This window comes from Sporosarcina koreensis (assembly GCF_042655825.1).
Lineage (GTDB): Bacteria > Bacillota > Bacilli > Bacillales_A > Planococcaceae > Sporosarcina > Sporosarcina koreensis.
This window is the reverse complement of sequence record NZ_JBHSNP010000011.1, coordinates 184,012-198,489: the sequence shown is the minus strand read 5'-3', so window position 1 is coordinate 198,489 and position 14,478 is coordinate 184,012. Positions and strand designations below refer to the sequence as shown.

At 44.0% G+C, this 14,478-nt stretch carries 17 protein-coding genes; all 17 read right to left on the bottom strand.

The features are described 5' to 3' along the window. On the bottom strand, positions 1-864 hold the full coding sequence (locus ACFPTP_RS07580) for a MinD/ParA family protein (protein ID WP_381443369.1): 864 nt from the start codon (positions 862-864) through the stop codon (positions 1-3). Next, positions 857-1,969, bottom strand: coding sequence for a flagellar biosynthesis protein FlhF (gene flhF / locus ACFPTP_RS07575; RefSeq protein ID WP_381443367.1), 1,113 nt, complete (start codon positions 1,967-1,969; stop codon positions 857-859). The genes ACFPTP_RS07580 and flhF overlap by 8 nt, the downstream gene beginning before the upstream one ends. Next, positions 1,969-3,999, bottom strand: coding sequence for a flagellar biosynthesis protein FlhA (gene flhA, locus ACFPTP_RS07570; RefSeq protein ID WP_381443366.1), 2,031 nt, complete (start codon positions 3,997-3,999; stop codon positions 1,969-1,971). Before flhA ends, flhF begins: the two co-directional genes overlap by 1 nt. 26 nt (positions 4,000-4,025) lie before the next feature. Then, positions 4,026-5,108: a flagellar biosynthesis protein FlhB gene (flhB, locus tag ACFPTP_RS07565; protein ID WP_381443364.1), complete on the bottom strand. Its 1,083-nt coding sequence runs from the start codon at positions 5,106-5,108 to the stop codon at positions 4,026-4,028. Between the two features lie 3 nt (positions 5,109-5,111). Continuing rightward, positions 5,112-5,888 carry a flagellar biosynthetic protein FliR gene (fliR, locus tag ACFPTP_RS07560; RefSeq protein ID WP_381443362.1) on the bottom strand — a complete coding sequence of 259 codons (777 nt, stop codon included), beginning with the start codon at positions 5,886-5,888 and terminating at the stop codon, positions 5,112-5,114. A gap of 4 nt (positions 5,889-5,892) precedes the next feature. Further along, positions 5,893-6,162: a flagellar biosynthesis protein FliQ gene (fliQ, locus tag ACFPTP_RS07555; protein ID WP_381443361.1), complete on the bottom strand. Its 270-nt coding sequence runs from the start codon at positions 6,160-6,162 to the stop codon at positions 5,893-5,895. Positions 6,163-6,232: 70 nt separating this feature from the next. Further along, on the bottom strand, positions 6,233-6,898 hold the full coding sequence (gene fliP, locus ACFPTP_RS07550) for a flagellar type III secretion system pore protein FliP (protein ID WP_381443359.1): 666 nt from the start codon (positions 6,896-6,898) through the stop codon (positions 6,233-6,235). Then, entirely contained in the window at positions 6,891-7,583 is a 693-nt protein-coding gene (locus tag ACFPTP_RS07545; protein ID WP_381443357.1) for a flagellar biosynthetic protein FliO, read from the bottom strand. The genes fliP and ACFPTP_RS07545 overlap by 8 nt, the downstream gene beginning before the upstream one ends. 3 nt (positions 7,584-7,586) lie before the next feature. Continuing rightward, complete coding sequence (locus tag ACFPTP_RS07540) at positions 7,587-7,949, bottom strand: response regulator (protein ID WP_060209136.1); 363 nt, start codon at positions 7,947-7,949, stop codon at positions 7,587-7,589. Between the two features lie 19 nt (positions 7,950-7,968). After that, positions 7,969-9,198 (bottom strand): flagellar motor switch phosphatase FliY, encoded by a 1,230-nt coding sequence (gene fliY, locus ACFPTP_RS07535; protein ID WP_381444207.1) that lies wholly within the window; start codon positions 9,196-9,198, stop codon positions 7,969-7,971. Next, complete coding sequence (fliM, locus tag ACFPTP_RS07530) at positions 9,191-10,189, bottom strand: flagellar motor switch protein FliM (RefSeq protein WP_381443356.1); 999 nt, start codon at positions 10,187-10,189, stop codon at positions 9,191-9,193. Before fliM ends, fliY begins: the two co-directional genes overlap by 8 nt. Before the next feature lie 39 nt (positions 10,190-10,228). Beyond that, entirely contained in the window at positions 10,229-10,654 is a 426-nt protein-coding gene (gene fliL / locus ACFPTP_RS07525) for a flagellar basal body-associated protein FliL (RefSeq protein WP_381443355.1), read from the bottom strand. Next, entirely contained in the window at positions 10,644-10,865 is a 222-nt protein-coding gene (locus ACFPTP_RS07520) for a flagellar FlbD family protein (protein ID WP_381443353.1), read from the bottom strand. The genes fliL and ACFPTP_RS07520 overlap by 11 nt, the downstream gene beginning before the upstream one ends. Before the next feature lie 225 nt (positions 10,866-11,090). After that, complete coding sequence (gene flgG, locus ACFPTP_RS07515) at positions 11,091-12,038, bottom strand: flagellar basal body rod protein FlgG (RefSeq protein WP_381443351.1); 948 nt, start codon at positions 12,036-12,038, stop codon at positions 11,091-11,093. 89 nt (positions 12,039-12,127) lie between these two features. After that, entirely contained in the window at positions 12,128-12,508 is a 381-nt protein-coding gene (locus tag ACFPTP_RS07510) for a TIGR02530 family flagellar biosynthesis protein (RefSeq protein WP_381443350.1), read from the bottom strand. Positions 12,509-12,522: 14 nt separating this feature from the next. Then, positions 12,523-13,170, bottom strand: a complete 648-nt coding sequence (flgD, locus tag ACFPTP_RS07505; RefSeq protein WP_381443348.1) for a flagellar hook assembly protein FlgD — start codon at positions 13,168-13,170, stop codon at positions 12,523-12,525. Between the two features lie 3 nt (positions 13,171-13,173). After that, entirely contained in the window at positions 13,174-14,448 is a 1,275-nt protein-coding gene (locus ACFPTP_RS07500; RefSeq protein ID WP_381443347.1) for a flagellar hook-length control protein FliK, read from the bottom strand. Between the last annotated feature and the right edge of the window lie 30 nt (positions 14,449-14,478).

Below are 14,478 nucleotides of genomic sequence, written 5' to 3'. Positions count from 1 at the left end.
TCATTCACGCCCTTTCAAGAAAATCCCCTTCAACTTTTGAAGGAAGCCGGTTTCTTGTTTTCCCTCCATCTGATCCGCTTTGACAAATTCGCCTGCAATTGCAGCCATCCGCTTTGAGATGAGAGCGTTTGGATAGAGTAATATAAACGGTTTTTGGGCGACAACCGCCTTATGGACAGCAGCGTCTTCCGGTAAAAATCCTAATATGGACGTCTCTTTATCAAGGAATTTACGCATTGCATATTGCAATCGTGTCACTGCGTCATTTCCGTCATCAAGTCTTGACACCCGATTACTGACGATGTTGAATTTCTTATCAGGATCCTTAAGACAGATGAATTTCATCATTGAATAAGCATCCGTTATTGATGTTGGCTCTGTCGTCGAGATGACGATCACTTCATCCACAGCAATGATGAGTTCAATCGAGCGCTGCGTGGCACCTGCCCCCATATCAAAAAGGATGAAATCGTACTCCTTTTGCAATTGCTCGAAAGCAGTCAGCAATCTATCGAACATTTCCTCAGACCAATCAAGTACGGTGTCCAGACCCGATCCGCCTGAAATGAATGTAAGGCCATCCTCATCAGTATTAATGACAGATTCCAATCCTTTTTGGCCGCTCAAGTAATCTTTCAAACTATATTGGGGAGCTACGCCAAGTAGAATATGGATGTTGCCCATTCCGATATCCATATCTACGACGATGACTTTCTTTCCTTTCAAGCGTAAGGAGTGGGCGAAGTTCGTCGAGAAATTCGATTTGCCAACTCCCCCTTTCCCACTTACAATCGCAATGGATTTGGCCAAACCACCTTGAGCTTTCAGCATTTTCATCCGAAGTGCTTCCGCTTGATCACGCATGTTCAGCACCCGCCAATAACAGTTTGAGCATTTTTTCAAGATCCGCGTCGGTTATATCTTCAGGCACTTCCTGGCCATCCGTGTAATAGGCGGTACCGATGCCGTATTGTTTCATCAAGTTGAACATTGGACCGATCGATCCCGTTTCATCGACTTTCGTAAAGATAAATTTTTCAATTGGAAAAGAAGTGAACCTATCGATGATCGTCTTCATATCCTCTTCTTTTGACGTGACCGATAAGACGAGGAATGATTCCATATCCAATGAAAAGTCGATTAAACGCTTCAAATCATCCACGAATTTCATTTCTTTATAATTTCGGCCAGCTGTATCGATGAAAATCAAGTCGCGATCTTTCATTTTCAAAATGGCTTCTTCGAAGTCCTTGCTGTTATAGGCGATTTCAACAGGTGCCTGCAATAGATTCGCATATGTGCGCAACTGTTCGATTGCGGCAATCCGGTACGTGTCGGTTGTTATAAAGCCGATTTTCTTTTTATCTTCCAATAGAGCCCTTGCGGCGATTTTAGCGATTGTCGTCGTCTTTCCGACTCCAGTCGGGCCGAGGACATTAATATATTTTTTGGAATTTGAAATTCCTCCAAATGGCAATTCCGAGAATTCTTTCATTAAGAAAGTCTTCGCAATTTCCACTTGCTCCGCTCCTGAAAAATCCTTCTTTTCCTCTTTCATTTGTGAAAAGATTTCATTACCGATTTGAAGGATCAGTTCTTCGGATAATTCCTGGCCTTCCAAAAAAGTGAGCAATGGCTTCAGCTCGTCAGGGAAATTGGTAAATGATGCGGACTGCTTCATTTCCTGGAGCAACTGTTTCATCTCATTCATTTCTTTTCTTATTTCGTTGTCTTGCTTAGACTCCGCAAACCCATGAGCCTGTTTCGGAACGAAGGACGGTTCCGCTTGCGAAAGTAACGGTTCATCGAAACCTGCTACGACTTCAACAGACTTTTTACGAAAGAAACCGAGGAATCCTTTGGATGTGATGACATTTGAGCTGAGGATGACAGCATCGTCTCCGAAATCGGCTCTCACTTTCTTCATCGCCTCCACCATCGTATCAGCTGTATACTTTTTCATTTTCATCAGATATCTACCACCCCGACACTCTGGACTTCAATTAAAGCTTCGAGCTCATTGTAGGATAAAACAGGAATTTGTGGGAAGTAACGCTCCGTAATTTGCCGTAAATACATCCGGATAGCAGGCGAGCAAAGTATGACAGGCGACTGGTCCATCAACGCCACCCTTTCAACTTCCCTAGCAATCGACTCCAATATTTCCTGGGAGTGTGAAGGGTCGATTGACAAATAATTGCCTTGCTCGGTTTGCTGAATATGATCTGCAATCAACTTTTCGACTTTTCCTGACACAGTTAACACTTTTAGTGCATCGACCCCTGATGAATACTGTGCCGTAATTTGTCTTGCCAGCGATTGTCGAACATATTCCGTCAGCAAATCGATATCTGACGTATACTTCGAATAATCGGCAAGCGTTTCAAAAATAATCGGTAAGTTCCGGATCGAGACACTTTCATTCAATAATTTCGCCAACACTTTTTGGATTTCCCCTATGGAAAGAGGGGTCGGCGTCAGTTCATCGACCAAGATCGGATAGGTCTCACGTACATGATCAACGAGCTGTTTCGTTTCTTGGCGTCCAATCAGATCTGCTGCATTCGCTCGGATCACTTCTGTTAGATGGGTCGATACGACGCTTGGAGGATCGACGACGGTGTAGCCCATAATCTCAGCATCCTCTTTGACATCTTCCGTAATCCATTTCGCAGGAAGGCCGAATGAAGGTTCGATCGTGTCGATTCCGACGATTGAATCGTCACCGCCTGGACTCATCGCGAGATAATGGTCTAGTAGGAGTTCGCCCCTTGCCAGCTCATTTCCCTTAATTTTGATCCGATATTCATTCGGTTGCAATTGTATATTGTCGCGGATGCGGACGACTGGAATAACGAGACCCAATTCAAGCGCAAGCTGCCTTCTGATCATGACGACCCTGTCCAGTAAATCCCCGCCTTGCTGGGCGTCGACTAACGGAATAAGACCATAGCCGAACTCGAACTCGATCGGATCGACATTTAACAAGTTGACAACATTTTCAGGGCTTTTCAACCCTTCCGTCTCAACCTCTTCTTCCATCTCAAGCAATTCATCCGGATCTTCCTCCGGTTGTCTTGACATGATGAATGCTCCCAAGACGAGAAGTGCCGCGATTGGAATTGTTAGAATGTCATTAATTGGAGTAAAGAGCCCCAATAAGAAGACCGTTGCCGCTGCAACATAGAGCAGTTTTGGCTGACCCAATAGCTGTTTAGTAATATCCGACCCGAGATTCCCTTCGGAAGCAGCTCTTGTTACGACGATTCCTGTCGCAGTTGAGATGAGCAAAGCCGGTATTTGAGAAACGATTCCATCACCGACAGTTAATGTGGAGAATTTGGTCGCAGCCTCGGCAAATGGCAAACCCATTTGCGCAACACCGATAATCATACCAACTAGAAGATTGATGATGACGATGATGATTCCAGCAATGGCATCCCCTTTTACAAATTTCGTCGCCCCGTCCATCGCGCCATAGAAGTCGGCTTCATTGCTCACCTTTTCACGGCGGACCCTTGCCTCAGATTCGGAAATCATGCCAGCGTTCAAGTCGGCATCGATACTCATCTGCTTACCCGGCATCGCATCGAGCGTAAAACGGGCAGCCACTTCGGAAACCCGCTCCGACCCTTTCGTGATGACGATGAATTGGATAATGATCAATATTACAAAGACGACAAGTCCGACGACAATATTTCCGCCGGTTACAAATGTCCCGAATGTATCGACAACGCCGCCTGCGTCCCCTTGTGAAAGAATTGCACGGGTTGTTGAAACGTTCAATCCAAGCCGGAAAAGCGTCAGCAATAAAAGGAGCGAAGGAAAAATTGAAAATTGCAATGCTTCCTGCATATTCATTGAAGTCAAGAGGACCATTAATGCAAGTGTGATATTAATGATGATCAGAAAGCTCAGAAGCCAAGGCGGTAATGGGATGACGAGCATGGCAACAATCATAATGACCGCTGCTAACACTCCTATATCTTTAAATTGCATGCCATCCCTACTTTCTAAAAATGTACTCAGATTTTCCGTTGTATGCGATACACATATGCTAAAATTTCAGCGACCGTCTTGAAAAACTCATCTGGAATGCGATCGCCGATTTCCACATCATCATAGAGCGCCCTTGCCAGCGGACGATTTTCCACCATGACAATATTATGTTCTTTCGCAATCAGCTTGATCTTTTGGGCGATGAAGTCAGCACCCTTTGCTATAACTACGGGTGCATCCATTTTTTCATCGTCATATTTCAGGGCGATTGCAAAGTGCGTCGGATTCGTGATGACCACATCCGCCTGAGGCACTTCCTGCATCATCCTACGCATCGCCATTTCCCTTTGGCGTTGTTTAATGCGCGACTTGATGATCGGATCCCCTTCAGTATTTTTATATTCGTCTTTAATATCTTGTTTCGACATTCTCAAGTTTTTCTCATAGTCGAATTTTTGATAAAAATAATCCAAAACTGAAATAAATAATAGGACGAACGATGCTACAATGCCCATCAGTGCGACCAGTTGCCCGACTGTCACCAACGTGTCATGCGGCGTCTTGAATGCAAGACCTAACACTTTTTCGATGTTCATCATGAGAAGAAATGTCGTCACCGAACCGATAAAAGATATTTTCAACAAAGACTTTAATAATTCGACGAGCGCCCGTATGGAGAATATCCGTTTCAATCCTTTGATCGGATCGATTTTTTTCAAATCAAATTTCAAAGGCTCTGCTGTAAAAAGTAAGCCGAATTGCATCAAGTTTCCCGCGATGCCGGCGATGACCGCAACTGCCATAACCGGCAAAAGTATGTACGCCATTTGGATAATCATATCTGTATAAAGGATCATCGTTTGATCGATATCCAACGTTGTCCCGATGGAGATGGATTCTGTAAAAGTATGCGTAAAGAAAACAAAAAATCGGTCCCTCATGAAGCCTGCAGCAAAAAAAAGGAACAGGAATACAAAGAGAAGGACAATCGCAGTCGTTACATCCTGGCTCTTTAATACCTGCCCTTTCTTTCGGGAATCGAGTCGTTTCTTTGGTGTGGCTTTTTCCGTCTTTTCGCCTGCAAAGAACTGTAAGTCCAAACGGATCATTCGTCAGCCACCTCCTAAGATGATCATCAAATCCCGCATCGCAGACATCATCACTTCGAATAATTTACGCATCATCGCAATCATGACCGTGAACATCGTTACAAGAACGAGGAAACTGACACCGATTTTAATAGGAAATCCGACAACGAATATATTCAGTTGCGGAACTGTTCTCGCTGTAATCCCCAATGCCAAATCGACGAGGAATAGGGTAGCGACAATCGGAACAGCCATTTGGAAAGCGATGGCGAACGTCATGGTAAAAGTTCTTATAACGAATTCGATTAGCCGTTCATCGCCGAACGCCGGCCAAAGCATGTCAATCGGTATGAAGCGGTAACTGTAAAAAATGCCATCGAGCAACATATGATGTCCATTCAACGTCAACAAAAGTAAAATCGCCAATGAATTGAAAAATTGGCCAAGCAACGGCGATTGGGCGCCTGTTTGCGGATCAATGACGTTTGCAATGGCAAAGCCCATTTGGAAGTCTATAAAGCCCCCGGCAATTTGGATTGCCGACATGACAATATAGGCGATGATACCAATAAACAGGCCAGTAGTAGCCTCCTTGAGGACAAGGAGTATGTATGTGCCATCAATTTCAAGTTCGGGTGCTTCGATCGTATATACCATCATCCAAGACAATAGTGCAGCAAAGATGATTCTTTGCGTTGTCGGTATTGCCCGGTAGGAAAACAACGGGACGGTTACGATAAATGCTGTAACCCGTGTCAGAATGAGCAAGAAAACGGCTAAAGAAGGAATCAGCTCTTCCATTCGATCACCCGATATACCGAACTAGATTATCGAAAATATCTGTAGCGAACGCAGTAACCCTCGCCAACATCCAAGGTCCGAAAAATACAAGTGCAACAAGGACAGCGATGATTTTCGGCACAAATGCCAACGTCTGTTCCTGAATCTGGGTCGTTGCCTGGAATATGCTGACGACCAAACCGGACACCAATGCGACAATCAACAGCGGACCACAAGTTAATAAAATGACCCAAACCGCACGTTCAGCTATCGCTATGACTAATTCGCCTGTCATTACTAACCACTCCTAAACTGTAAAATTGCCGATTTTCCGAAAGGGATATGACAGGTGATTGCTGTTAAATCTAAAAGCTTTGCAATAATGACTTGACGATGAGATACCATCCATCGACAAGGACAAATAACAAAATTTTAAATGGCAATGAAATCATGACCGGTGGCAACATCATCATCCCCATGGACATGAGTACACTTGCAACAATCATGTCGATGACGAGAAACGGAATGAAAATCATGAAGCCCATTTGGAATGCGGTCTTTATTTCACTTAGTGCAAAAGCTGGAACTAACATCGTCAGAGGAATGTCTTCCAATGTTTCGGGGCGTTCCGCTTGATTGTATCGCAAAAATAACTCCAAATCCTTCTGACGTGTATGTTTGCTCATGAACTCCTTGAACGGCAAACTGGCCCGTTCATATGCTTCATCTAATGTGATTTCTTCTGCAAATAATGGCGACAGAGCTGTTTCATTCACCTGCTGGAAAGTAGGCGCCATGACAAAGAACGTTAAAAACAATGCGAGCCCGACAATGACTTGGTTTGGCGGCATTTGCTGCGTTGCCAAAGCCGTTCTTACAAAAGATAACACAATGACAATTCGCGCAAACGACGTCATAAGGATGAGGATTGCCGGCGCGAGCGATAAGACAGTAAGAAGGAGAAGCATTTTGATGGATGTCGATACGTTAGTCGGGTTGCTGTCCGAGAAAAACTGGACGAAATCATTCATCTTTTCTGCTCTCCTTTTCTGCCAGTCGGTTCAAATGCTTTTTCCGCTCCGCTCTCAACTCATCAAGCCTGGAAGTGAACATTTTCTTAAAATCAGCGGATTGTTCGTTTTCTTCCGTTGCGTCCCCTTTTCCAATCGGAAGCATCGTGACCAACTTATTTACGAGGCCCTGTGGTGATTGAATTTCATCCTCAACCAAATAACTTTCCAATGCCTCAATCTCTTCGGGCTCGGTGATCTCTTTCAAAAGCCTAACTTCGTCACCTACGCCAATTAGGTAATAAGAATCGCCGATGACAACCAATTGAATCGATTTCTGCTGACCTAAAGAAATTCCCCCGACATTTTTCATCAATCGATGCTGATCAAACATTCGGTTCTTCCGATTAATGAATTTCAAAAGAGCGAAAAGAAGACCGACTACGAAAATTAGCGCTAAAAATGTCTTCGTATAATCCCACCATGACAAGCCGACAGCTGCCCCGTCTTGCGTGCGGTCGGCAGCTGGCTGTTTTTTTTCATTTACAATCTTTGAATCTTGTCCGCAATCATTGTCTTTGCCTAAGCAATCAGATACCGACTTGTTCGGATCGACTTCGGCGTGCACAATCCCGATTGGCAACAATGCGATGAATAGTACTAGAAGGAATCGTAATAAACATTTCAAACCAAATGATAAACTCATCGTTTAACCTATTGCTTTTTGGATCGCTTCTACAACGCGGTCAGCTTGGAACGGCTTGACAATGAAGTCCTTTGCTCCTGCTTGAATTGCATCGATGACCATCGCTTGCTGACCCATTGCGGAGCACATGATGATCGTCGCTGAAGGGTCCTTTTCTTTAATGGATTTCAACGCTGCAATGCCATCCATTTCAGGCATTGTAATATCCATCGTGACAAGATCGGGCTTCAACTCCATATATTTTTCAACGGCTTGCGCACCATCGGCGGCCTCTCCGACTACTTCAAAATTATTCTTAGTCAAAATATCCTTGATCATCATGCGCATGAAAGCCGCATCATCTACTATTAAAATACGTTTACCCATTCTCTTAACCTCCCGGATACTATCTTAAATTATTTAAACGCTCTGTCTGACTCAAAATATCTGTTATCCGCACGCCGAAGTTCTCATCGATCACGACGACTTCCCCTTTGGCGATATGGCGATTATTCACTAAAATATCAACCGGTTCCCCAGCCAACTTATCCAATTCTATGATGGATCCACTAGACATTTCAAGGATTTCTTTAACCGATCGTTTTGTTCTTCCAAGTTCAACAGTCACTTGCAAAGGAATATCCAGCAACATATTCAAATTGTTCGTTTCAACTTGGTTCAATGAAGGCCCTTCAAAGCTTGCAAAACGGGCTTGTTGTACATGTACAGGTGGCTGTTGCTGCCTTTGTGGCATCTGTTGTTGAACTGGCTGTTCGTAATAAGGCTGTTCATAGGTTGGATATCCGATTGATTGGGAATCACTTTGCCCATTATCAGAACCGGAAAGATCCTCTTGCAGAAACTCCTGCCTTTTAGGTTGTTGTTCACTTGGCGGAGCCGGCCTGGCCGGCGCTTCCAATGTAACAGCGGCCTCCTCTTCAGCCCCCATCCCCATAAGCGATGCAACAAGGTTTTTCCCAAATTGAAGCGGGAAAAGCTGCATAATATTAGAATCTATCAAATTTCCGACTTTCAGCTCGAAGGAGACTTTGATCATCATTTCATCCTTCGGAATTTTTCCGGTGCCTTCCTCGTTTTGCATATTCATCAATTCGATGGATGGCGGGGATATATCGACTTTCTTATTGAAGACGGTAGACATCGACGTTGCCGCCGACCCCATCATTTGATTCATCGCTTCCTGTACAGCACTAAGATGGATTTCATTGAGTTCTTCATTCGGCGCTACTCCGTCTCCGCCCAGCATGAGATCAGCGATGATTGCAGCATCACTTTGTTTAATAACTAATAGGTTTGCGCCATTCAAACCTTCCGTATATTCCACTTGGACCGCAACATATGGATGGATGAATTCCGTTTCTAGCATGCTGCGATCCACAACAGAGATTGCGGGAGTGGTGATTTCCACTTTTTGTCCAAGCAATGAGGAGAGTGCTGTTGCGGAGCTGCCGAAGGAAATGTTCCCGACTTCTCCTAAGGCATCTTTCTCCATTTCACTTAATTGGTCTTCAAATTCCTGATGTTCAGAGGACGATGTTGCTGTTTCTTCCGCGCGGATCGGTTCTCCGCGCAGCAACGCTTCGATTTCTTCCTGAGAAAGTACATTATCACTCATCATCTTCATCCCCTCCGTTCAATATATCAATTATTTGTACAGCCATCCTGTTTCGAAGATGTCCAGGCTGCGCTGTGAATTTTGGTATGTCTCCCACTTTGACAATCAAGGGGTCTTCAATTTTCCGATCAAGGGAAATGACATCCCCGACTTGAAGATATAAGAATTCCTCAACTGACATAGCCCCTTTTCCTAATTCTGTAGTTAGCGGCAATCTTGCTTGTTTCAGTTTCTTTTCCAAAATGATACTTTGTTCAGGCGTCGGTTCTTTTTTATTTGTCTGCATCCAATACCGGACTGATAAGTTCGGGACAATTGGTTCGAGGACAACATGCGGAATACATATGTTGATCATGCCGCTGGACTCTCCGATGACGATATTGAATGAAATGACAACAACCGTTTCATTCGGGGAAATCATTTGAAGGAATTGTGGATTCACTTCCATTTCAGATAAAAACGGATCCATTTCAATGATTCCCGACCATGCTTCCCGTAAGTTATCGAATGACCGTTCGAAAAGGTTTGTTAAGATCTTCGTTTCGATTTCAGTCATATTGTCCACTTTTCCGGGGCCTTCCCCTACGCCGCCCATCAATCGGTCAAGCATTGAATAGGCAACGTTCGGATTGACTTCCATGATGATATTCCCTTCAAGCGGCGGCACTTCGAAAATATTGAGCAATGTCATGTTCGGGATGGATCGGATGAACTCCTCAAAGGGAATTTGATCGACCGAAGCGACATTGATTTGGATATACGTCCGCAATTGCGCGGAAAAATAAGTCGTCAATAATCTTGCGAAGTTTTCATGGATCCGCGTCAAGCTGCGGATCTGGTCTTTCGAGAAGCGGAGGGCACGTTTGAAATCATATACTTTGACCTTCCGGGTCTCCTCTTCCTTCTTCATTTCTTCCGCCGACATTTCACCTGTCGATAATGCCGATAATAAGGCATCAATTTCATTTTGGGATAAAATATCTCCCGGCATAAGGCCACCTCCCGGCATAGTATATGTCCATCATTTTTGTTATTGGATGATGTAGGAAACGATGTACACTTTTTCGATTTCCCCTTCTTGCATGAGCGGATTCAATTGTGATTTGATGGAATCCTCGAATGCTTGCTTCCCTGTTTTACCGTCAAAGTCTTTCGATGTCATTTCTGAGAGTTCTTGAATGACGATGTTTTGAACTTGGAAGTCCCGCTTCGCCAGTTCAGCAGCGGCTTTTTTATCGGTTGTTTGGATTTTTAATGAAATCCGGATAAATTGACGGCCGGATAAGTTCGTCATGATTTCTGGTACGTCCACGGATGCTTCAAGAATGTCATCGATTGTCGGCTCTTTACTAGCAGAATCGCCTTTTAGTTGCAAGGTGAGGATCAGGCCGATGATCCCGACAAGCGTTAAGGTAATTACGATGATTAGTACGATTGTCAATGCTTTATTTTTCATTTTCTTCACCTCGGATATGCGGATTCGATAGTAGTTGGACCGATTGATAAAATTCTTTGATGCGGCGATTGACTTCGTCGATCGGGTCCAGGACGACGTATTTGGTGCCGGTCGTCAGTGTAATGGTCGTATCGGGAAATGATTCGACTGTTTCTATGTATAGGGCGTTCAACATGAACGCTTTGCCGTTGAGGCGTGTGACCTTGATCATATGTAAGGGGCCGGGCACAGGGCCGGCCCGACCCTCCTTTGCTTTTATAAACGCATATTCCAATATACCGGATTTTCGCTGCAGGCGGACGCTTTCCGCGGGCACGGCTTCAGCCGCTTCCCTCGCTTCGCTCAGTCCAGGGTCTTCAGCTCGTGCTGTTCCCGCAGGAGTCGCCGCCTTTCGCTACAATCCTGGTGATACTATACTATTGATAGATTCTTAAACTTATCGTTTCAAGTTAACTAGTTCTTGAAGGATCTCATCTGATGTTGTGATAATACGTGTGTTTGCTTGGAAACCACGTTGTGCGACGATCATTTCTGTGAATTCTTCGGCAAGGTCGACGTTGGACATTTCTAGGAAACCTGATTCCACTGATCCTGTTCCACCTTCAGTTGCAAAACTCCTAACTGGGGAACCTGAGTTTGCAGACTCTTGGAAATAGTTCCCTCCAACTTTATTTAGTCCACTTGGATTTGGAAATTTAGCCATTGCAAGTTTACCCGCAAATTTCAAAACCCCGTTTTCGTCAACAAATGTTACGGTTCCGTCTTGGCCAATACTCATGCTTTGAGCCGTAGTAGGAATCACGATACGAGAATATTCTGTTGCATCTGCAGGATCTAAATTAGTTGGAATACCAGCAGAAGTATCATTTTCATCAATCGGATTCACATTAGTAAATGCTGTTTCGTCATATGCAGCTCTTGGATTATATCCAGTAACATCAGTTACACCAATTAAATACTTTCCTTCGGAGTTAACTAAATACCCGGTATTATCCATATAAAAATTTCCTGCTCTTGTATATTGGATGTTTGAAATTTCACTATTGGCAGTCGCGTCTGTATTGTATTCACCAAGTTGGAAGAATCCATCTCCCGATATAGCTAAGTCCAGCGTATTGCCCGTGAACTGTGTAGAACCTCCAGCGTGAATCGTATCGATTGCAGACATTTGTGCCCCTAGTCCTACTTGCTTGGGGTTTACGCCTCCACGAGTTGCTGTTGCACCAGAAGCACCTGCAACAGTTTGCGAAATCAAGTCTTTAAAGATCGTACGTCCCTTTTTAAACCCATAGGTATTAACGTTCGAGATGTTATTTCCAATGACGTCCAATTTTGTTTGGAAGTTCCGTAGGCCTGAGATTCCTGAGTACATTGATCGTAACATTTATTTTTTCCCCTCTCGGATAGTAAAAGTATGACTGCCTCTGTCGGTCGGCAGTGTGTCGGCATCCTCTTTCTGAGGTCCTGCCGGTTTTAGCTGAGCACGATTGTGCCGTCGATATTTGTGAATAATTGGTCTTTTGCTTCCTTGCGATCCATCGCTGTAATGACGGTTGAATTTTTTGCGCTGACGATCAGTGCTGCTTGATCCATTAGTACAAGCGATTCTTTGATTCCCTTCACTTTTGCTTCATTCACCTTGTCTGTGATGTGCGCCCATTCTGTTTCTGAGATATGAATGTTCCGCTCTTTCAGCCTGTCGTTTGCGTGTTTGCTGATTTTCAATTCTTGCGGCTGGATTGCTTTGTTTAGCTGTTCGATAAATGACTGTTTTGGCTGGGGCGGCGTTTTCAATGGTTGTCCATGGCGTATGAGCGGCTGCGATGGAACGTGGTGGATGTTCAGCTTGTCCATACACTCGCTCCTTTTTATTGGCTGATGGAAGTGAATGATTTTCCTTCCAACCTGGTCCCGTCGTCTAAAATATATTGGAGTTTCCCTTCTTTATTGGAAACGGAGATGACTTTGCCTGATTTTTCTTCTTCTCCATCCATATAGCCTACTGTTTTCCCAATCAAAAGACTGGCTTCTACTAAACTATTTGTATTGCCGGAACCTGCTAGCACTTCTGAAATATTTCCAGGTGTGAGTTCCTTCCCGTCTGCCATCGTGAAGACGACGGATCCGTTTACAAATTTTGCGGATTGGATGATCCCTGTTCCTTCATTGATAATTGGCTTACCTGCTTCGTCCTTTTGAGTCGTCAATTCATGCCAACGGACATTTTTTCCGACGAATTGATTGTATTGGATCAATTGGGATTGGTTTTGCGCTTCTGCAAACTTTTCAAATGCGTTTGCCAAGTTCATTGTTTGTTCCAAAGATGAAAACTGTGCCATCTGTGCGATGAATTCGTTATCTTTCATCGGGTTTGTCGGATCCTGGTTTTGCAGCTGAGCTATGAGGATTTTCATGAATGCGTCCTTGCCCATCGTATCCGGTCCGGTTTTCCGTTGATCACGTTGTTTATTAATGAGAAACATCGATTCCGTAATCGGTTTTTGTCCATCTACCAAGCTTTACACCTCCAATTCAATCATATATTCTTCGAAAGAAATTTCTTCTTCGGATGATTTATTCTGCTTGTTGTCATCCGTTTGTTGCTCGCGTTTGAATTGTTCGTTAAAGGTTTGTTCACGTTCGTTTCTTTGCGACTCTTGGAGAGTTTGCGAAATATCAATGCGGTCGACTTGCAAGTTTTGCTGATTGAACGCATGTTTCAGTTGATGCAACTGACTATCTAGCAGTCCTTTTGCAAATGCGGTAGATGCAAGGATTCTCGCTGTCATAATCCCATTTGTTTCAAGCAGTTCGATACGTATTTGTCCTAAATGTTCCGGATACAACTTAATAAGCATCCGATTGGTACCGCCAACTTGTCCGAAATTGGATCGGTTCATTAATGCTTGCATTTCCCTCAGGAATGTTTCGCTTCGATTTGTTGAATTCGCTTCGGTCTGTAGCGGCATTTCCGTCCTGACGATTGTTGTCGTTGCATGTACTGAACCTGAATTGGTAGTATCGGAATGATTCTGACCAGATCCTTCTGCATTCGTTGAAGTAGCACAACTCGTTTCAAGAACAATCTTGAAGTCCGTTTTTTGGTTGATGAACGGAAGTTGCTCTTGTGTCCCTAATGCAATCGTCCGCTGTTCAAATTGTCCAGCTGCGGTTGTCATCATATGGCGGTAACTGTCGACCTTCTGCTCCATCGATACGACCAAATCATTTTTTGGCGCAATCAATTCCATTGTTTTGATAAGTGATAGAAGTTGTGCAGCTTCATTCCTAGTTGCCTGTTTTACAAGATCTTCATTCAGATTTTCGAAAAACCGGATTCCCGCTTCGTCGATCAAGGTCATTAATGTCCACATATCACTAGCAATCGTCAGTTCTTCAGTCTCATCTTTTGTCATTCCGGCTTTCTCCAAGAGCTGTCGAAGCTTTTCGAGCATACCTTCCGGATTGATCGATAACACATTTGCTAACTCTTCTAAACTACCGTTTTGGCCAATTGCTTCGAGATTACTAGATAGCGTGATGTTTTCACTTCCAGGTATAGCTTGCAGTGCATTCTCCAGGTCTTCAATTGTTGATGCATTGAACAAGTTTGGAATCAATTCAATTGAAAGCGATCCTTCAGACGGATTTTCCATTTCTGGAGCATTTGATGACAGACATGCGAATATCGCTCCGAATTTGGAAGTGGCCGGGCCGCCTTTTTGCATGTTGCCTATTGAATTGGTCGAAATTTGGTTCATGCCTATCATGGATTGCAGTGTTCCGATGTTCACTCTTTGTTCACCTCCCTTCATTGAATCACC